Source organism: Microcoleus sp. D2_18a_B4 (assembly GCF_036702475.1).
Classification (GTDB): Bacteria; Cyanobacteriota; Cyanobacteriia; order Cyanobacteriales; family Microcoleaceae; genus Microcoleus.
Window position 1 is genome coordinate 1 of the sequence record NZ_JAUBTL010000039.1, and the last position, 20,721, is coordinate 20,721.

Sequence of the window (20,721 nt, forward strand, 5' to 3'; positions counted from 1 at the left end):
GAACAGGCAAGATGCCTGTTCCACAAAGAGTGAATTTTATTGTGGAACAGGCATCTTGCCTGTTAAGCGAGAATGGTACAAGATATCAGTTTAAATTGACAGTTGACTGTTGACAGTTGACTGTTGACTGTTCACTGTTGTTAAAAATGACTAATGATATAAAATCCGTTGGTATCGGAATTATTCATCTCTCTCTTCTCTTCCTCTGCGCCCTCTGCGCCCTCTGCGGTTAAATCATTCCGAAACAACCGTAAGCGATATGACTAATCACCAATAACTAATCACCAATAACTAATCACTAACTAATCAGGATCGCGCTTGCTGCGGCGGGGATTTCGCCGATCGCCCGGTATTCCCTGACTTCGGTACCATCGATACCACTCTTTAGAACTGCGAATTGCCAGCCACAGCAGGATCATAGCCACTAATCCTCCCTGCCGCGGGGCGTCAAAGGCAAACAAAACCAAGGAAATGCACAGAACATCTTGGAGGAAAATCACCCAAATCGGCAAACCCTGCAGCCGGTAAAACCATCCTGCTTGTACCAGTTGCAGCACTAAAGCCAACAAACCTCCGACAATACCAATTATCCAAAGCATCCAAGGGTGAGCAATAATTTCCTCGATCGAACTTACCTGAGCGATCGTAATTCCCATAATTGCTCCTACAATGGGGCTGAAAATAATTTGCACAATTTGCAGTACCCGCTGTCCCACAAAGGTTTTAGAAGCAAATAACTCTAACAGCGACCAACTCACCAAGATGGTGATAGCCACTTGGGGGGGAACCCCCGACAATAGAGGTATTTCCGACCAAAGTTTGTCAATCCGCAACAAACCAATTAACAGCAGGGGCAGGGCAATTCTCATACCCCCTGCCGCAGACGCAGATAGGGCGGCTAGGAGTCCAACCATAATAATAATTCAGTTTCTAACGTCAGCTAAAGCCTCGATCTATTTCAGAATTTAATTCCCCTGATGGCTGGCAGTGATTTGAGCGATCGAACTCAAATTGCGGCTTGAGCTTAAATATCACCCTCTATTCTAAGTGTATCTGCTTAATCGCTGCTTGGCACTGCTCGAAAAGTCGATCGACACAAGGCAGTTTGTGAACAGTTGACCGTTGACAGTTGACAGAATTCAACCTGGATTGTGATTAAATTAAAATGTATAGGAAAACCAGTAGCTCAGCCGAGATACTTAAAATTAAGATGTCAGCTATTCTTCCTTCTTCCCTCTGACTTCAAAATCTGACGGACACTAAATAATTAATCCGTGTATCCGTGTCAAAATCCGTGTCGTGCTTTCCTTATTCCCTCGAACCTCTTCCTTAGTCTTATTATGTCTGAATCATTATTTGCCGATGCCAGCCGCCGATTAGAACGAGCCTTAAAATATGTGTCCCTTTCCGAGGATACGATCGAACGGCTGAAACACCCCAAATCCAGTTTAATTGTATCGATACCCGTGCGGATGGACGACGGTTCCCTGCGAATTTTCCAAGGTTATCGGGTGCGCTACGACAATACCAGAGGCCCGTCTAAAGGAGGAGTGCGCTATCATCCGGGAGTCTCCCTTGATGAAGTGCAATCCTTAGCATTTTGGATGACTTTTAAATGTGCAGTTTTGAACTTGCCCTTTGGAGGAGCCAAGGGCGGAATTACTCTCAATCCCAAGGAATTGTCCAAACTGGAATTGGAACGGTTGAGCCGGGGCTATGTCGATGCGATCGCAGATTTCATCGGCCCCGATGTCGATATTCCCGCGCCGGATGTTTACACCAACCCCATGATTATGGGTTGGATGATGGATCAATACAATATTATTAAGCGGCAGCTTTCTCCAGCGGTTGTGACTGGTAAACCAGTGACAATCGGCGGCAGTTTGGGCAGAGATACGGCCACAGCAATGGGTGCGTTTTTTGTAGTACAAACTATTCTACCCAAATTTGAGCTAAATCCTCAAGATACGACTGTAGCAGTACAAGGTTTTGGTAATGCCGGTGCAGAAATAGCAGAACTGCTCTGGGAAGCAGGTTACAAAGTTGTTGCGGTCAGCGATTCCCAGGGGGGAATTTATGCTAAACAAGGGCTCGATATCCCCAGTATTAGAGGTTTTAAAGACTCTAACAAAGGTATCAAAGCTCTTTACTGCGAAGGTTCAGTTTGCAATATTATAGAACACGAAATCTTGACAAATGAACAGCTTTTAGCATTAGATGTAGACGTGCTGGTTCCAGCAGCTTTGGAGAATCAAATAACGGAAGCCAATGTTAATGATGTTAAGGCTAAGTTTATTTTTGAAGTAGCTAACGGGCCGATTGATTCGGCTGCTGATTTGATTTTAGAAGCGAGGGGAATTCAAGTAATCCCTGATATTTTAGTCAATGCGGGAGGCGTAACGGTTAGTTATTTTGAGTGGGTGCAAAATCGCAGCGGGCTTTATTGGACGCTGGAGGAAGTCAATCAGCGGTTGAAGCATAAAATGGTCGAGGAGACTGAGGCAATTTGGAAAAAATCTCAGGAATTGTCAGTTTCCATGAGAACTGCGGCTTACGTGTACGGGTTAAATCGACTCGGAGAAGCGATGAATGCGAAGGGAACGCGGGATTATTATGTGAACGGTTGAGAAAAGTGCGGTAAGATTGTGCGATCGTACAATCTTACCGCAGCTCTTTGAAAAAAGTGCAGTCTACGAACCAACATGGCAAAACTTGGCTTTGAATCATTGGGGAATTTTAGGTTTGCACGCCGCAGTTTATTTGACCGCAACTTTGCTGCTTTAAAAGACGAAAGATGTTTTTAAATAGAGATTTTAAATAGAGAGAAATGTGTTAATTTTTAGGAACTACCTAATTGTACAAGACCCGCAGTTATGATGTAGGGGCAACCACCGCAGGAGTGGCCCACACCGTATCGGGAGGTCATGCCTAAGTCCAATGGCACTGAAAAAGGCTTAATCACACCCGCAGTTTAGCTTTCAAGACAGAACGAGGTTCCTGCATTCGAGGATATGGTTTCGGCCTGCGTTTCAAAACTCTAGGTTCAGAACGCTCAGGTCGAATCGTGAGTAAATTAGTTGCCACCTGTTCCAAAAGTAATTGACGCCATTGTCGCTGTTGGCGTTTTCCTGTAGTTGCCAACAGCGTCAATAACAGATTAAACTGCTGCCTAGTTGATTGGAATGAGAGTTCAAAAACTGTATTTTTTGACGAAGATACAGCCTGCCACATAATAGTACGCAATAAAGTGTAAGCTAATAAGTGTGTCCAAATTTCTTTTCTCACCATCACCGGAGTTTTAGCTGTTAACATCTCCATTTTTAACGTTGTTTTGAGATAGCGTAAATTGACTTCTGCTGCCGACCAACGAAACCCATATAAAGAAGTCAATTTTTCAACAGTGTAGCGTTTGGCATCCACTAATGTTGTCACTATAATGATACGCTCAGCTCTGAAGCCGCGGCGCTTAATTCGTAAGCATACTTCCCGAACGATGAAACTAGACGGCAAGGCCTCGAATTCCTCAGAAGTCATGTGGTTGGGACACTGTTGGGGCTTATTCCAGACGACTTTGTGATCGCCAATTCCCAACTTTTTTCCCCGTCTAAAGTCACTTTTACGGAGATGATTTTTACGGAAAACAGCATCTGCTCCTTGCTGTTTCACTAAAACTAAATCGACATAATTACCATAAGCTTGATCTGCCAATATCACATCGTCGGAGACTAAATTTGCATAAATCAAACGGCTCATCACAATCTCACTCGTCGCCAAAGAAGCTATGCCAGCGGATACCACAGCCCCAGTTAGTAATGAAAAGAGTACCACTATTTTAGCGATGGGAAATCCACACCCAGTTTTTTGATTGCTGTGTTGCGGATACTCAGCTTGATTGGCAGCAGTATCACTCATCAACACAGTTGTGCCGTCTAATACCCGCACCCGTCGTCCACACCATTGTTGTTCTATGGGAACTTGCTTTTCTAGTGCCTCTGCCACTATGGGTACTAACTGTTGGACAAGTCTTTCGGGTAGTCGCTTACGAGCTTTACTGTATGCCCCTGTGTCTGAAGAAGGAGACTTGACTCCGGCCGCACTCAGCCACGTACTCATCCGCTTCACGGCTTGACTCAAACTTTTGTCGGCATCGAGTACCTGGGATATCATCGCCCACAGGGTGACTATGGGTGTGTATATGCTTTGGTAGTACCTGATCTTCTCATTCGCTAGAAGCTCACCTACTAAGGAATCTGGCAGCAGCTTTTCCCAAGGTGAGGCAACGCTCTGCAAAAATTGTTGTTTGAGAATGCACGCACGATTTGGCATAATGGAGAGAGATATTTTGGTTTGTAAGGCAATTATCTATGTATATCTTGCCTTACAGATTTTTTTTGGCTCACTTTTTCAGTGCCATTGATGCCTAAGTCAGGATCTTGCACTTTTCTCAATCAATCGCCGCTGCACAATACTGGCATTCTTTTTTAAGAGGGGAAGAGAAGAGACGATCGCACTTTTTGATTAAAGATGAAATAGGTGCGATCGCAGTTACTTTTGCTATTGCCTAGTTTGCTTGGTTAATCTACCAAATCGTCTAAGGACAGCTTCAGGAGGTCGCACAATGCTTTCGTCTGTTCGAGATAGAGTTTTGGAATATGTCTACCCGCTTCCCAATTTTTCACAGTGGTTACACTCACGCCCAATTCATCAGCAACTTGCTGCTGCGTCAAAGAAAGCGATTGGCGCCGCTGTTTGAGTTTTTCCCCCACACTACTCATTAACTATCCAATTTCAGAATTCCTCTGGTTAAGTTGACTTAACCACAATTTGTCCATAGTATGAGAGGAGAACATTACATTTGTCAGAAAGCCATTGCGTCGCGGCTACCAACCTATCAGCACTGGCTCTGGCTCCCATACGTATGGAGACAAGTTTATTATGCCTTACCAGAAATGTGGGTAAAAGCCCCTTCTTAATAGGACGGCTTTAATTGATTGCCGACTTTTGTTTTAATCGTTCAGTTGCGTCAATATCTATTTTTAAAATTTCATTGCATTCTATTTTAAATAGTTGTATAATGATACTATACCACAGGTAGAATAACCGTCGATACATATGAGACACAAAGCTCAAACGACTGGTCGAAAAACAATAATGGTTAGTGGGTGGCGAACACCACGAAAAACACAGCTAGGTTAACTAACGTAAGCCAAAACCAGAAAAGTAAAATCTTGGAAGTTAAAAACGTACCGTAGGGCATACGGGAACGTGAGAAGTAATTCTCGAACGCTTGGGGAGATAAAACCCTCTGGGACTAACTAAATTAAGCTCGATATTTGGTTCATTTGAACGGATATTTAGTTTAAGAACTGCCGCAAGGATAGATAGTTTTAAGGTATGTCGCCAGAACCAAGAATCCCCACGCCTGATAGCCCGGGAGTGTCAAAAAGAACGACTTTATCCTTGGGTGCTGGTTCGTTTGCTGCCCAAAATGCAGCGGTTGACAGTTGGTCAGTTCCGCACTCGATCGGATGCGGACGGTCATCTAGAGATTCTCCGTCGCTTGGTTCCTGGCGGGAAATTCGCGGTGATATTTAACTCCGACCTGCTAGAGTCCCAGCAAGCTGACACTTGCGACAGAAGATTCGATCGGTAATTCTCAAAGAACCCCTTCCCGGACACCGGGAGGGAGTCAGATTGTTCTTTCTTTCCTAGTGACAATTAGTCGTTGGGTGGGGGCGGGTTTACGAGATTATTGATTTTAGGCAATTATGGTTGGTGAACCCACCCCTAGGATTTTTGCTGAACCAGCACTTAAAAACATAAAAAAATCCCCCAAACGGGGGATTTCCTTCAAGGCTATTACATAGCTTTAGTCTCCGGCATCAAACACTTATCGGAATCGCAGCCCGCCGGCCCCGAATCCATCATTTCACCTAAGTCATAACGACTTAGTGCCGCATGAAAAACATCTATTTGGCGGCGCGCTAAAGTCTCTTCCACCATCTTGGTGTAAGTTTCCTTGCTTACCGGTTCAAAGGGCAGACGCGGGAAAGTTTCAAGAGCATCAAACCGAGCTAAAAGCGCTGCGGAAATGTAGCCTTCATCATCGCGAATCGCTTCATAAATCCGAGTGCCCAAACTTTCCACTTCATTTTCGCGCAGTTCAATCGTGGCCGAAGTGTTATGTCTGACATAGAACTTTTGCACTTGCATATAAAAGTCCATTTGTGCCGCCGCTGAGAACTTGTTAATGTCAATTTCATCGGCACCGGGCAAGTCAGCCCAACTTACTGCAACAGGTATTTCTACCAGCCATTCTGTACAGCGTTCATCGAAGGGATTGTTCAGCAAATTGCCGTTTTCATCTTTGTCAGATTGAGACGGAATCACGTTGTATCCGTAGTCGATGCAAGCGAGGGCTACGGGGTCGTTTTTGCCGAAAGTGATTCGGCGAATGAAACGCTGGGCTTTCGGCGGATGCCAGCCGGGGGAAGCACCTGTCAGCAGAGATTTAGTACCCGATGGTTGAACCGTTGTGCAGCGATTTGGGCGTTTTAAGGAATGGCGATCGCAATAATCCCATACTACCCGATTCACAATCTCGCGCCAACCACTCAAATACTCTTCTTCCCGCTGTTTAAAAGCGATTCCTTGCGGAGTTTGCGGGCGGCCTTCCACCCACCAGCGCAGCCACTCAACGCCAAAAGCATGAACGAAGAAATCGAACAATCCCGTGAAAGATACGCCGACAATCGGGTCTAGTTCGCGGCTGTATTGATAGCGGGGTTCAAGAAATTTGTGATTGAGAAGTACCGCGACAGATAGAGCCGCAGCCCTGAAAGCTTCCTCCTGTTCTTTGAAGTTGTAAGGGTCAATTTGATTGAGGTGAACCTCCGCCAAATTACAGTTTCCAGCTAGGGTATTGCCGAAAACTCCCTTATGAAACTCTGGTTCGTTGAAGCAGTAAGTATCGTGCAATCCTGGTAATTCTTCGACACTTCTGACCACTTGCCATTTACCTTTGTGTTTAGCATTCGTCCCTTTGCTCACATCTAACCGCTGACAAGGAATTTCACCACATTCAGTAATTTGCAAGTAGTACAAATCTCGACTTCGGACACCGTAATTAGTAATTGACCCTTGATGAGCGCAAAGATTTAGCGACGAACGAATACCACATTTGGTCAAAAGTAACTGAACTCTAAAAGCGCGATCGCGGTCAGAAATATAAATTCTGATACCATTACTGTGGGTATTCGAGCCGTCAGTATCGGCTAATCCAGCAATAAAATGTAAAATTGCTTGCCGATTCCAGCTCGCAATTACATTTAGTGCTTCTGGGTTAACTTTCAAACTTTTCAGCAACTCTCCAGAAAAGCTCAAGTTAGTTACATCGGTAAAAGCAGGTAAATAGTCATAGCTTCTTTCAGGAGACTTATTTCCTGCTACTGATAATGCCATTTTCTGTTCGTAAAGTCGAACTTTCGCATTGTCATTTTTGTCTGTAGTTCCATCTCCTACAGCGACCCCCAAAGTGTAAGCATAACTTGAATCGATATTCAAGCCATCTTCATACTGAATTGTAAAAGGTTCAGTATGAATGCTATAGCGGCTTGTATCCATCAAGTCTTTGGTTTGAACTTCTCTGTAAACTTTACCAAAGCGATCCTTGACAAAAAAGCGATGATATTCTGTGGCATCCAGATAAGTACCATCACCAAACTTTACACGATAAAGTTTGCGTCGCCCGCCACAAGTATCACTCGCTGTCTTAAATGGTGTGACGCAGCTCCATCTTTTACCATTCCAAATCTCGATTTCAGTTCCAAGAACGTCCTTTATTTTATGCAGTCCGTCTCTAGTAATTAGCAGAGTGTCGCCACTGACACAATGAAAATTAGAGCCGATGATTTCACCACACGGGTTTAAGCCCACACGGACTAACCGATGCTCTAACTCGCCAGCAGTCATATTAGGATGGCGTTCCTGCAACCACTCTTTAGCTTTTCCTTGATCGTAAGCTTTCAAAAACTCACTTCTAAGACTCGGTGTTGAAAGTAAATCAACGTTAGAGCGAGCTACAGCTTCGCCGGCCCATTGAATCGCACCTTCGCCGCTGTAATACTGTTTGCGGACAGCATCAATACATTCTTCTAGTGTAGGTTTGGTATGGAAAACTCGTGTATGGTTGGCCATCCGAAGGGCATCGCGTTCTGGATCTATTCTCCAGTTGCCGCTTTCATCTTGTTGCCACAAATTATTTTTAGCATTTGCCCCCAGTTCGTCATCAAAAGAAAACTGACGCATTCCGGCCGATCTTCTAATATTTCCTGCGACGATCGTGACCGCCGCTTCATCTATCAACACGCAGCATTCAACTGAATTTAACTGCCGCCCTAAAGCTTTATTCAAAATTGCGGCGCAGCGCTGATAAAGGTCGGGCAATTTCACCGGATTTGCTACTCCCCCAAAACCTTTTAAAGGTTCTCCCACCGGGCGAACATCGCTCAAATCGATGAATACTTCAACTTCTCCTGCAAATCTTTCATCGGTGGATAATTCCAGCAAAGTTTGATAGGAGTTTACCCAACCTTGGCGAGAATCTCCGACATAAATAGTTGCGGTTTTTTCTGCTATTTTTACTTCTGTTTCTTGACGGCGCGACAGGGCGGGTGTAGAGCCGATTTCGCCTTGCATGGTTAGGGTTAAACGGTTGCGAATCGGCGGCAGTTGGTTGATATATTTGGGTTCCAAGACTGCGCCGGTGCCGCAGCCCATCATTGCCAAATCCATTAACAAACCAAAGGAACGCCAGTCGAGAATATTTGTTGAGGAGCAATTATATGCGCCGGAAAAATTCTCTGGTTGCTCGATCCATTTGCTGCCACCTACCCACAGCCAGCGGCCTGAAGCGAGGGTTTTGAGCTGGTTTTGCATCTGGTGCAGCAGTTGTGTTTCTTCGGGGGTGAGGTTTCCCAGCTTTTGCAGCCCCTTGACTGTTCGATCGCACACTTCCTCCCAAGTCTCCCTTCCTGTCTCGGTACGGCGGCTGTAAGTCCTGAAAAATACTGGATTGGCTGCGGGTGCTGTTTCGGGGAAATCGGACAGGTTGCGTTTCTCGCTAGCACTCGATCGCTCTAATTCTCGAACCATAGGTTGTGTACTGACGTGTCGGAATATATCAACAGACTATGAATATACAACAGGATTCAGATTTAGGGTGAAAGCTTGATAAATTTGACAATTTGCACTAAATATGGGGCTTCGGACTCGGGAAGGTCGATCGGGCGATCGCTACAGCCATTACACGGTGTAAGTTCCGTTTAAGGCGAGGCGATCGATAACGCTATTTTGAATCTCATCCGAGAATTCGGGAAACGGCTTTATCGCATGACTCCTCTCTTTGCTTTCGCGCTTGAAAATGGAAATTATAATTCGAGAGTTAATCACTTATCACTTATCACTTATTAGACATCTTCCAAAAAGGCTGTGAAGAACAGGCTGGACGGCCTGTTCCACAATAATTATGGGAGATGTCTATTACTTATTATTACTTTATCAATCAACGTGTCCGGTTAGTATCAAGACTAATCCTGTAAACCACCAAACGATCGGTCTGATTAATATTGATATCGGCACGATTAGAATGAAACCTGCAAATCTCGACCCAACCCTGGGTGTTTGCATAAAGTGCAAACCGAGTGCCACTGCAATTAGAATGGCTACTACCCAACTCAAAATAGGTTCTATAATTTCCCAATCAAGTTCGGTAATATTTCCGAAGAGATTGGCTAATGGATTGGTTAAAAAAAGCCAAATTCGATCGAAGTCTGTTAAGCCCAGAGAATTTTCTATCCAGAGATCGGCTTGACCGGGTTTGTGGCGCATGTCATAAAAAGCGCCGCATTGAAACGATTGTCCGCTGTATCTAATATTACACTGCTGTACTACTTCCACCCATCCATCCTTAAATTCAATCTCAAGCGATCGACCTTTCAGGTTCGTTCTACATCGATGGATGTTATGGGAGGCATCTTTCCAATCGCATGAAAAAGAATGTCCGGACAAGATCGTCATTCGATGACCTTCAAGAAGGGATAACTCAGAGCTAGACCCTTCGCCAATTCTCAATTCTGCAACTGCTCCAGCTACAGAATTCGGCCCGCCCCAAAACATGATGCCGATCGCAATAATTAGGCAATAAGCGACGATCGCAAGGGGAGAGTGTGGCAACCTTTTTTTTAGATTCATGATTCGAGTTCAATTTTAAGGAAAATAACTTTAATGAGTTGTTAAAAACTCAATATTCGGTAACAGCGGGTCTTGAACAACCCCCACACCGTTAAATCCCCAACGTTCGAGCAGCGTTTTCACAGATGAACCGGAAATCGATTCTACTCCGAATCGATCGGCAACATCAGCAGCGTGGGCATTGAGATAACTCAAAGCGTCATAGTCTTCGCGGAACATCAGCAGGTAACTCACCGCCGAATCTGGATTGGGACAAGCGCTGATATATTTGCCGTCAGCACGAGAACGCAGCAAGTAAAAAACTTGGGATAACATTTTATCTTTTTCTTCAAAATAATAGATTAACTCAAATTGGGAATCGGGAATCGGGAATCGGGAATCGGGAATTGGGAATTGGGAATGGGGAATTGGGAATTGGGAATTGGGAATTGCAGTGCGAACTTCTAGCTCGCACTGCAATTGCACTGGGAAATAATTATAACTGCTCAACCGGACTCGATCGTCGCTCGGACTCGACAATCTAAATCAAAGTTAGCGCTAAGCCTTTAATCCCTCGCCCGTCGCCAATTTGACCGACAATCGAAGCTTGACCAGTCGTCAAATTGATATTGTATAGGCTGGAAACTCCGCCAACCTCGATCGCAGCCAAAGCCGTCTCGTTACCGCCAACACTCCTGATATCAAAGCCGAGAACGGTACCAGCATCAATTCCCAAAGATCCGATCGTATTCAACACCCCATTATTGGGAGGATCTTGGCGCACCAAAACATCTAAATTGGTGTCAATTGCAAATAGTGTCGTCGAATTTGCCCCTGCAAAGTTATTCACATACGCCGCAGCCGCCGCCGCGCCGGGATTGCCAAAATTGCGATCGCCCGCAGCATAAGCCAAATTCCCGTCGAGTTGAACTCCCCCCGTCAGCGTGTCAAAATCCACAATTGCCCCCGTATCCGGGTTGAGGCGGGCGTTTTGACCGGCTTGATTGACAAAGCGAATTCGATCGACCGTCGGATTGAAATCAAAACCCGCAGCCCCCGGAGTTAGGGGAACAGCAAACTGCCCGCTACCGACGGCACTTGCTTGCCCAGTAACTGGATTAATCGCGTACAAGCGATTGCTAGAACCCACACCGTATAGCACACCGTTAGCGGGGCGAAAATCAATTCCCAGCAAACTTTCTCCCGGCTGCAACCCTGTAACTGCCACGTCACTGAGAATCGCCCGCGGTGCCGCCTCGTTAAAACCGACAATTGTTTCAGCGCCATTTCTAACAGTTAAAGCGTAAGCTGTAGGCAAAGGCAAAGCCAAACCGTTAATCTGTCTCCCGTCGGCAATTTGACCGACAAAGGAAGCTTGACCGCTACTTAAATTGATATTGTACAAGCCGGAAATGCCACCGACTTCCAGCGCCGCCACTGCCACCTCGCGGCCGCCAATACTCCTGATATCAAAGCCGAGAACGCTAGTAGCATCAACTCCCAAAGATCCGATCGTATTCAACCCTCCATTATTCGGCGGATCTTGTCGCACCAAAACATCCAAATCGCTGTCAATTACAAACAGGGTTGTCGAAGTTCCCCCGGCAAAGTTGTTCACATACGCAGCCCCAGCAGCCGCCGGATTTGACCCAAAATTGCGATCGCCCGCCCGGTAAGCCAAATTCCCGTCGAGTTGAATTCCCCCCGCCAGCGTGTCAGCATCGACAACTGCCCCGTTATCCGGGTTGAGGCGGGCGTTTTGATCGGCTTCATTGACAAACCGAATTCGATCGACTGTCGGATTGAAATCAAAACCCGCAGCCCCCGGAGTTAGGGGAACAGCAAACTGCCCGTTACCGACTGGACTTGCTTCCCCAGTCATCGGATTGACAGTATACAAGCGATTGCTAGAACCCACACCGTATAGCACACCGTTAGCCGGCCGATAATCAATTCCCAGCAAACTTTCTCCCGCTTGCAATCCAGTCACGGGCAAATCTGTGATGACACTTCCGGGATTGGAAAGACTAAAACCGACAATCCGATTAGCAGGAGTTAAAGCATAAGCCGTTGTCCGCGCTGGAGGCGGGGGGCTGGGAACAACGCTGCCAATATTATTAGTGAAAGTTGCCTGGTTAATCGAACTTTGCCTCACCCCTCTGAGAGTAGCGAGAAATTCTCCAGTCACTCGGTCTTGAATAACAGTATCGTTTCCAGCTTCCAGAATATTCAAGTCGCTAAAACTGATACCTTCCCCCAAACCGATTAAATCTGTACCTGGTACAAAATCGGCGATCGCGTCGGCACTTGCCAAACTAACACCGCCGCTGGTACGGTTCGGGTCAGCCTCAGCGTAGCGCCTCAAAACAAATAGGTCTGCCCCGTCTCCGCCTATCAGGACATCAGTATCTCGATCCCCGGACAAAACATCATTGCCGGAGTTGCCCGATATGGAATCGCTGCCTTTCCCGCCCACTAAAAAATCGTTACCTTCTCCGCCGTTAACAGTGTCGTTCTCTAAATCTCCAAAGAGCGAATCTTGACCTAAATTGCCCTCTATTAAATCGCTTTGCTTTCCTCCATAAATGCTGTCATTACCAGAGTTTCCGGCAATGGTGTCATTGCCCATCAAACCAAATATCAGGTCATCTTCTGGAGTTCCTGCTAGCAAGTTTGCTTGGGCGGTGTCTCTAATTTCTGCCATGCTCTAATCACCCTCTAAATTTGATACTTCTGTTGCCTAACGGCGGTGGTATTCTCAGTCAAAATATCACAAATTCGCACTTTTAGGATAGTTTTTCTTATTTTCGGCTGTAGGGGTGGGTTGCCATAAAAGTATTACACGCGCTAAAATGATATATAAAGCCGCCCCCCGATTCAAATAAACCCACTCCTAAATACAGATCCCTTAGCCGTATTTTATAGTTAGGTGTGTAGCCAAGGGCGATCGCAGCTCAACTGCAAACAGGCAAGCTGAATTTTTTAGCGGTGCGAACCTATGAAATTTTGTACTGCGTTCATTAGTAATATACGCTGACTCTATAATTTTGGATCTGTACGGTCAGAATTTTTTTTCAACTTTAATCTTAAAGCCTCCGAAGGTGGGCTTTGTGTGTGTAGCGGCGACCACCATCGCTCAATATAAAGTGGATAATAACTGCGGAATTGACCTAATAAGTTGAACAGTCGTCTGAAGAGGTATTAAGCTTTCAGGCAGGGGTTTAAATCCCTGCCTGAATCGGAGTTTCACGTTTGATCCCTTCCCCAGCTTTTTCAAGCTTTCAGCAGTGCTTTAGAAGCTGATTCCCCTGCGAGTTTCAGTTGCGATCGCAATTTGAAGTTCAACAACACCAAGACAGTCCACTGACTGAGTATGGATAGCAAAAAAGTATTTCCTGACACGGCTGCGAAAGACGGCGAAAACCAAATGCCAAATGTTGAAGACAGCCAGAAAATAGCAGCTTTTTCTGGGGTGAGGGAAAGCAGAGATAAAATCAGAGGCGGCAACAAGATAGCGGCACCGACTGTGCCGGCGGCCCGATTTTCGGGATTTCGGATTTTTGTAAATAGGAATATTTGGGCGATCGCTGCGTAAATTAGGATCAGATTCAGGCAGAGAATTAAACCCCAAAATCCGTTTGCATCAAATTTTTCCAACAGCGCCCAAGGTGTTAAAATTATTACTGAGCTGAGGAAATTGAGCGCGATCGCAACTACAGCCGGACTTTTATCGCTCCAAATTAAATCGAGTAGTGGGTAGCGTCGCCACAGCTTCTGATTGCTGGGAACGATTTGTTTCCGATACCTTGCCCAATCGTACAATGATTGTCTGTCAGATGTTAAAGCTGCAATTAAAGCTAAGAACATCACCAAATTCAAGATAAGTAAACAGATGAGATTACCGTCGTTTGGGGGGTCTGATTGGAGTGCAAACCCTAAAAATATTACCTGACAGCAGATAACTAGCAAATAACTTTGCCGCTTGCTCAACACTGTAGCACTGGGATTGGGAAAGCGGCGCTGCCATCCCTGCCACATCCAGTAGGTTCCTGTACCACAAACCAAGAGAGACAAAGCAATGCCACTCGCAATATTTGTACCCACTGGCGAGTAAAACCATTGCAACTTGTCTAAGTTTTCAACTAAGGAATCGAAATCAGTTTTATCAAGTCGAAAAAGCTGATATCTCAGCATAGCAAGGGGAGACAAAAAATGTAACACATCCCAAGCAGCTCGCGTGAGCGGGAGCCAAGAAATCCCAAACACAACAAAAGCCGTAGCGCTAGCCAACCAAGGTTGAAATCCTCCCAACCAACTGGTTGTCAATCCAAATAGCATCGCACTGCTGTAAAACAAAGCACAGCTAGCTGCAACCGCTGTGTAGAAACATAAAATTTCATTCAGAGGTATTTGAGCAGCTAATCCAGCGTACAGGTGCAGGGGTACGGCCAGAATTATTGCTAAATAAAGTAAAATTGGTACGCCAAGAATTTTGCCCAGAAAAATTGTTTTGGCAGACTGGGGACTGAGGCGAATAAAGTTGAGTGTCCCGCGGCGTTCCTCCTTGTCTAAGTCGCTGACCAGCATATAAGTCCCTGCTACTAATAAAGCTAACACGCTCAATATGCTCAGCCAAATGAATATCTCTAACCACCACTGCGACCAGTCAATGGCAAAGTTGCCCAAGGCATCTCGGACACACTTTCTCGTAGAGGAATCGGCAGTCTCTAAGCAAAATCTGTGATAGATGGGATAAGTGTACTCGCCATTAGCAGGGGGAACGGGTATCTGGGCGCTGAAATACATGAACAGCAGCAGTTGAGCGCTTAGGGAAAGGGCAGAGGCGATCGCCATATTGCCAGTATTCAAGCGGCCTTTGATTTCTCGAAATAACTGGGGATTCCAGTTGCCTATTTTGTCTAGTAAGTGGAGTGTCATTGGTTATTCGTGATTAGTTATTGATTAACAGATTCAAGCTTTCAGTAGTGCTTTAGAAGCAGATTCCCCTGCGAGTTTGAGTTGCGATCGCAATTTGAAGTTCAACAACACCAAGACAGTCCACTGACTGAGTATGGATAGCAAAAAGGTATTTCCTGACGCGACTCTCCACGGCGAAAACCAAAGGCCAAAAAATGTTGAAGACAACCAGAGAATAGGAGCTTTTTCTGGGGTTAGCAAGAGCATAGATAAAATCAGAGGTGGCAACAATAGAGCGCTACCGACAGTGCCTGCGGCCCAAATTTCATGATTTTTGGTTTTTGTAAATAGGAATAGTTGGGTGATGGCTGCGTAAATTAGGATGAGATTCAGGAAGCAAATAACGCCCCCAAAATCTTCTGTTGCACTTTCTTGAAACAGTGTCAAAGGTATTAAAATTATGACTGAACTGAGGAGATTAATTGCGATCGCAACTACAGCCGGACTTTTATCGCTCCAAATTAAATCGAGTAGTGGGTAGCGTCGCCACAGCTTCTGATTGCTGGGAACGATTTGTTTCCGATACCTCGCCCAATCGTACAATGATTGTCTGTCAGATGTTAAAGCTGCAATTAAAGCTAAGAACATCACCAAATTTAAGATCACTAAGGCGAGGAGATTAGTGCTGCTTCCTATGGAGTTTGATTGGAGTGCAAACCCTAAAAATATTGTCTGACAGCAGATAACTAGCAAATAACTTTGCCGCTTGCTCAAAACTGTAGCACTGGGATTGGGAAAGCGGCGCTGCCATCCCTGCCACATCCAGTAGGTTCCTGTACCACAAACCAAGAGAGACAAAGCAAGAACACTCGCAATATTTGTACCCACTGGCGAGTAAAACCATTGCAACTTGTCTAAGTCTGCAGCTAACCAATGGAAAGCATGATTGTTATTAACACCAACTCCAAAAATCAGATATCTCAGGATAGGAATGGGAGACAAAAATGTTAGCAAATCCCAAGCAGTTCGCGATAACTGGATCAGAGACATCTTAAACACAACAAAAACCGTAGCGCTAGCCAACCAAGGTTGAAATCCTCCCAACCAACTGGTTGTCAATCCAAATAGCATCGCAGCACTGTAAAATAAAGCACAGCTAGCTGCAACCGCTATGTAGAAACATAAAATTTCATTCAGGGGTATTTGAGCAGCTAATCCAGCGTACAGATGCAGGGGTACTGTCAGAATTGTTGCTAAATAAAGTAAAATTGGTACGCCAAGAATTTTGCCCAGAAAAATTGTTTTGGCAGACTGGGGACTGAGGCGAATAAAGTTGAGTGTCCCGCGGCGTTCCTCCTTGTCTAAGTCGCTGACCAGCATATAAGTCCCTGCTACTAATAAAGCTAACACGCTCAATATGCTCAGCCAAATGAATATCTCTAACCACCACTGCGACCAGTCAATGGCAAAGTTGCCCAAGGCACCTCTGACGCACTGTTTCTCATAGGAATTGGCATTTTGGAAAATGCAAAATCTGTGATAGATGGGGTAAGTGTACTCCCCATTAGGAGGGGGAAGGGGTATCTGGGCGCTGAAATACATGAACAGCAGCAGTTGAGCGCTTAGGGAAAGGGCAGAGGCTAGCGCCATATTGCCAGTATTCAAGCGGCCTTTGATTTCTCGAAATAACTGGGGATTCCAGTTGCCTATTTTATCTAATAACTTGAGTGTCATGGTTGATTAGTTATTGGTGATTTGATTTGTAATTCTCTCTCTTATCTTCCTCTGTGTCCTCTGTGCTCTCTGCGGTTAAATAATTCCGATCCAACCGTAAAGAATATAACTCAGTTATAACTCACTGTTGAATTATTCTCAAGAAGAACGGGCAAGATGCCCGTTCCACAAAGAATAAATGTGATTGTGGGAATGAGCAAATTAGGATGCTTGCTGGTGTCCCATCTTGAGGAAGATGGTTTCTAAGTCTTCTTGAGTGCAGTGGAATTCGGTTAGGGGAATGTTGGCCGCGACGAGTTCGCGTAATAAATTTGCGGCATCTTCCGGGCTTCCTGAAAAATCAACGCACACCTGTTGAGTTTCCGGGATTATTGCCCAATTTTCCACCCAAGGAAAGTTTTTTAATGCCGATGTTAGGGCTTCTAATTTATTTCCTAAAACCGACATAAAAATTTGCTGGCGGCTGAGGCGTTTGTAAAGTTCTTGTAAAGGTGCGCTTTCGACCAGATATCCGAGTTCCATGATGCCTACCCAGCTACAAAGTTCCGCTAAGTCGCTGAGGACGTGAGATGATATGACTACGGTCATGCCGGCTTCTTGCAAAACTTTGATAATTTCGCGGAACTGCATTCGGGCGATCGGATCTAAGCCAGAAACGGGTTCGTCTAACAACAGCAACAGCGGTTCGTGGATGATAGTTCTCCCCAAACTCAGGCGCTGTTTCATCCCCCGCGACAGGGTGGAAATTAAGCTGTTGCGCTTGTTGGTTAGTTGCACGAGTTCTAACACGGAGTTGATTCGCGATCGGCGGCGCGGTTGCTGGAGGTTGTAGAGTCGGGCAAAATAGTCTAAATAATCCCAAACAGTCAAGTCGTCGTAGAGGGGAAAGTCATCGGGAAGAAAGCCGATGCGCTGTTTGAGAATCGGGTGCGATCGATCGCGCAATAACCTATCCCCGTTGATGTAAATTTCCCCTATAGTCGGTTCCTCAGCCGCCGCCAGCATTCGCAGCAAAGTAGTTTTGCCGGCACCGTTGGGGCCGATCAGTCCGCATACTTCGCCTGCTGCTACTTGCAAATCGATATCATTGACGGCTATATGGCGATCGAATTGTTTCGTCAGCCCGCGAGTTTCTATTGCTAGTTGTTTTGCCATGTTTGGAGGGTGAATGAAATTTTATCGGTGCATTTCTGGGAATAATAGGAGTTATATCGAGTCCGATTGATTTGAGGGGATAATTCGTGGGGGAGGGCGGGTTTATTTAACCTGTCTGCAAACGTTTAAGCCTACTGGCGAACCCGCCCCTACAGCTAATGGAGAATGCTGCAATATCTCAGATAGATCCGATCCGTTATTACAAACGCCATGTCTTGTAGGGGCAGGTTCACCGACAATAATTGCCGAAAACCGACAATCTCATAAACCTGCCCCCACTCGACGACAAATCGCTAATCTACCGGAAAGGATATTCCGCATCAACACCAAAGAAACCGGGTTTTTGTCGCTTTTGGGTGCTATAACTAAGTATTCCCAAAAAAAAACCGTTTCCGATCGCCAGTGCGTAAGTCCCGATTGAAATAGATGCCTACAGCTAGCCTAGCTCGTTCTTCCAGGAATTGTCATCTCGTTTCTGAAATTAAAACAAGGACATTCTCGATCGCTGAAATCCTTGCTAATATTAACTCTTCCTTCTTCCTTCTTCCCTCTTCCTTCTTCCTTCTGCTATATCAAGTCTGCACGGAAAATTCCTCTGGATCAATCTCCCAATTTACCCAGCGAATTGCATCGAGAGCTGATGTCAGGTTAGGCGGCACTCTCAAAGCGTGAATGAATCCCGTACTCGGACAAGTCATTTTTAACAAAATAATCGGCTCTGCTTCGGCATGATTATATATTTGTAATAGTGCATATTCCTGCCAAATATCTATTTTTGTCGCTAACAATTCTTCACAAAGGCGAGCGTAACCAATTCCTTGAATTAACACTCGCCGAAGTTCGGCATTGTCTTCTCTTAAAAGCCATTCGGATTGCCATTGATTTGGGTGGACTTTGCCGTATTTTTCAGGCAATCTGACACCGTGATAATAGTAAAAATTCCATCCATCCGCAAACTCGATCGCAGGTTCTGCTTCCGCGTGCAAGCGGTTTTGACTGTCAAAGCGCAGGTGGCGGGGGCGATCGCACACAAAGCAAATTTTTTCAAAGGGAAATATAAAACCGCAATGCTCGAAAAGCAGGTTTTGGCAGTGATGTATTTCTTGTGCCTTTTGGGAAATATTGACGCCTAATGAAGAAATATACCATTGAGTCAAATAGATTGATTTACACAAAGTCGTGGGGGTTTCAGGGTATTTGAGGTCTAACAAATGAGCGGGAAAAACATTCCCCATCCTTCGTTCCGAGGGATCATATTCCTCAACCAATTCGTACATTAGCGAACTCAGTGTGCTGTCTGCTTCGGACTCGATCGTCATTCGATCGAGCTCATACTTCCACACGGCCGGACTTGCAAATTCTCCCACAATCGATGGGGACATCCATTTCCAGTCTAGCTTTTTCCCCAATCTATTCCTACGCCCTTCGTTTGAGCAGTTTTGTGAATGATCCTGTTTGAACAAGTTGAAGATTTGGAGAAAAGCGTCGCGGGGACTGCTGCAAACAATAACGGAGGGTTCTTCTAAGCCAATAGCTGCATAGGCAACTTTGACTGGTTCTGTGGCTTTTTGAGCATCAATTGGTCTAGTGGAGAGGGTAAGACGTTTCTGTGCCAGTTCGCCTAACACGCACATAGCGGTAATTTGATTGTAGTCGAGATTCAGTGTTGTCAGATTGGTGAGCGATCGCAAGGCACTGATGTCGGTAATTTTATTGTTATTGTATTCGAGATACAGTGTGGTCAGATTGGTGAGCGAGCCCAGGGAGCTGATGTCGGTAATTTTATTGTTGTCGAGATCCAGTGTTGTCAGATTGGTGAGCGAGCCGAGGATGCTGATATCGCTAATTTCATTGCCCCAGAGATGCAGTGTTGTCAGATTGGTGAGCGAGCCGAGGATGCTGATGTCGCTAATTTTATTGCCACCGAGATACAGTGTTGTCAGATTGGTGAGCGAGCCGAGGATACTGATGTCGCTAATTTTATTGTCGTTGAGATTCAGTGTGCTCAGATTGGTGAGCGAGCCGAGAAAGCTGATGTCGGTAATTTGATTGTCGCCGAGATGCAGTGTTGTCAGATTGGTGAGCGAGCCGAGGAAGCTGATGTCGGTAATTCCATTACTGCTGAGATCGAGTGTTGTCAGATTGGTGAGCGAGCCGAGGAAGCTGATGTCGGTAATTTCATTGTTGCTGAGATCGAGTGTTGTCAGATTGGTGAGCGAGCCGAGGAAGCTGATGTCGGTAATTCCATTACTGCTGAGATACAGTGTGGTCAGATTGGTGAGCGAGCCGAGGAATCTGATGTCGGTAATTTCATTGTTGCTGAGATCGAGTGTTGTCAGATTGGTGAGCGAGCCGAGGAAGCTGAGGTCGGTAATTCCATTACTGCTGAGATACAGTGTGGTCAGATTGGTGAGCGAGCCGAGGGAGCGGAAGTCGGTAATTTGCTTGCCCCTGAGAGACAGTGTGGTCAGATTGTTGAGCGAGCCGAGGAATCTGAAGTCGGTAATTTCATAGCAGTCGAGAGACAGTGTTGTCAGATTGGTGAGCGAGCCGAGGAAGCTGAAGTCGGTATTTTGATTGCCCCTGAGAGACAGTTTGGTCAGATTGGTGAGCGAGCCGAGGAATCTGAAGTCGGTAATTTCATAGCAGTCGAGAGACAGTGTTGTCAGATTGGTGAGCGAGCCG

12 protein-coding genes and 2 pseudogenes are annotated in these 20,721 nt (G+C 45.6%); 2 read left to right on the forward strand and 12 right to left on the reverse strand.

Annotated features, from left to right (window positions below; all coding sequences use genetic code 11):
• Positions 1-302: 302 nt before the first annotated feature.
• A complete protein-coding gene (locus QUB04_RS20855; protein ID WP_333287249.1) occupies positions 303-914 on the reverse strand; it encodes a DUF4126 domain-containing protein in 612 nt (203 codons plus the stop codon).
• 426 nt (positions 915-1,340) lie between these two features.
• Here QUB04_RS20855 and QUB04_RS20860 point away from each other — a divergent pair, with 426 nt between their 5' ends.
• Complete coding sequence (locus QUB04_RS20860; protein ID WP_333287251.1) at positions 1,341-2,627, forward strand: Glu/Leu/Phe/Val dehydrogenase; 1,287 nt, start codon at positions 1,341-1,343, stop codon at positions 2,625-2,627.
• 331 nt (positions 2,628-2,958) lie between these two features.
• Here QUB04_RS20860 and QUB04_RS20865 read toward each other — a convergent pair whose 3' ends face one another.
• Together QUB04_RS20865 and QUB04_RS20870 are read right to left on the reverse strand one after the other, a co-directional pair.
• Positions 2,959-4,326 carry an IS4 family transposase gene (locus tag QUB04_RS20865; protein WP_333287253.1) on the reverse strand — a complete coding sequence of 456 codons (1,368 nt, stop codon included), beginning with the start codon at positions 4,324-4,326 and terminating at the stop codon, positions 2,959-2,961.
• Positions 4,327-4,574: 248 nt separating this feature from the next.
• Entirely contained in the window at positions 4,575-4,775 is a 201-nt protein-coding gene (locus tag QUB04_RS20870) for a helix-turn-helix transcriptional regulator (protein ID WP_333287255.1), read from the reverse strand.
• 689 nt (positions 4,776-5,464) lie between these two features.
• Here QUB04_RS20870 and QUB04_RS20875 point away from each other — a divergent pair.
• Positions 5,465-5,653, forward strand: coding sequence for a hypothetical protein (locus QUB04_RS20875; RefSeq protein ID WP_333287258.1), 189 nt, complete (start codon positions 5,465-5,467; stop codon positions 5,651-5,653).
• Positions 5,654-5,859: 206 nt separating this feature from the next.
• Here the strand turns inward: QUB04_RS20875 and nrdJ are convergent, their stop codons facing one another.
• From nrdJ to QUB04_RS32595, 9 genes and pseudogenes are all read right to left on the reverse strand, one after another.
• A complete protein-coding gene (gene nrdJ / locus QUB04_RS20880) occupies positions 5,860-9,153 on the reverse strand; it encodes a ribonucleoside-triphosphate reductase, adenosylcobalamin-dependent (protein WP_333287260.1) in 3,294 nt (1,097 codons plus the stop codon).
• Between the two features lie 405 nt (positions 9,154-9,558).
• The gene (locus QUB04_RS20885; protein ID WP_333287262.1) at positions 9,559-10,251 is read right to left on the reverse strand and encodes a hypothetical protein; all 693 of its coding nucleotides are present in this window, start codon (positions 10,249-10,251) and stop codon (positions 9,559-9,561) included.
• 30 nt (positions 10,252-10,281) lie between these two features.
• Entirely contained in the window at positions 10,282-10,770 is a 489-nt protein-coding gene (locus tag QUB04_RS32585) for a hypothetical protein (RefSeq protein WP_445301081.1), read from the reverse strand.
• A gap of 1 nt (position 10,771) precedes the next feature.
• Entirely contained in the window at positions 10,772-12,934 is a 2,163-nt protein-coding gene (locus QUB04_RS20895) for a DUF4394 domain-containing protein (protein ID WP_333287264.1), read from the reverse strand.
• Between the two features lie 569 nt (positions 12,935-13,503).
• Positions 13,504-15,168 (reverse strand): hypothetical protein, encoded by a 1,665-nt coding sequence (locus tag QUB04_RS20900; protein WP_333287266.1) that lies wholly within the window; start codon positions 15,166-15,168, stop codon positions 13,504-13,506.
• 33 nt (positions 15,169-15,201) lie between these two features.
• Positions 15,202-16,881: a hypothetical protein gene (locus tag QUB04_RS20905; protein ID WP_333287268.1), complete on the reverse strand. Its 1,680-nt coding sequence runs from the start codon at positions 16,879-16,881 to the stop codon at positions 15,202-15,204.
• 201 nt (positions 16,882-17,082) lie between these two features.
• Entirely contained in the window at positions 17,083-18,036 is a 954-nt protein-coding gene (locus tag QUB04_RS20910) for an ABC transporter ATP-binding protein (protein WP_333287270.1), read from the reverse strand.
• A gap of 572 nt (positions 18,037-18,608) precedes the next feature.
• Positions 18,609-19,115: pseudogene (locus QUB04_RS32590) on the reverse strand (DUF6745 domain-containing protein); the annotation flags it as partial.
• 609 nt (positions 19,116-19,724) lie between these two features.
• Positions 19,725-20,705: pseudogene (locus QUB04_RS32595) on the reverse strand (leucine-rich repeat domain-containing protein); the annotation flags it as partial.
• Positions 20,706-20,721: the final 16 nt, after the last annotated feature.

Coding starts and splice junctions, on each gene's coding strand:
- QUB04_RS20855 (WP_333287249.1), bottom strand. CDS start 914: ATGGTTGGACTCCTAGCCGCCCTATCTGCGTCTGCGGCAGGGGGTATG.
- QUB04_RS20860 (WP_333287251.1), top strand. CDS start 1,341: ATGTCTGAATCATTATTTGCCGATGCCAGCCGCCGATTAGAACGAGCC.
- QUB04_RS20865 (WP_333287253.1), bottom strand. CDS start 4,326: ATGCCAAATCGTGCGTGCATTCTCAAACAACAATTTTTGCAGAGCGTT.
- QUB04_RS20870 (WP_333287255.1), bottom strand. CDS start 4,775: ATGAGTAGTGTGGGGGAAAAACTCAAACAGCGGCGCCAATCGCTTTCT.
- nrdJ (WP_333287260.1), bottom strand. CDS start 9,153: ATGGTTCGAGAATTAGAGCGATCGAGTGCTAGCGAGAAACGCAACCTG.
- QUB04_RS20885 (WP_333287262.1), bottom strand. CDS start 10,251: ATGAATCTAAAAAAAAGGTTGCCACACTCTCCCCTTGCGATCGTCGCT.
- QUB04_RS20895 (WP_333287264.1), bottom strand. CDS start 12,934: ATGGCAGAAATTAGAGACACCGCCCAAGCAAACTTGCTAGCAGGAACT.
- QUB04_RS20900 (WP_333287266.1), bottom strand. CDS start 15,168: ATGACACTCCACTTACTAGACAAAATAGGCAACTGGAATCCCCAGTTA.
- QUB04_RS20905 (WP_333287268.1), bottom strand. CDS start 16,881: ATGACACTCAAGTTATTAGATAAAATAGGCAACTGGAATCCCCAGTTA.
- QUB04_RS20910 (WP_333287270.1), bottom strand. CDS start 18,036: ATGGCAAAACAACTAGCAATAGAAACTCGCGGGCTGACGAAACAATTC.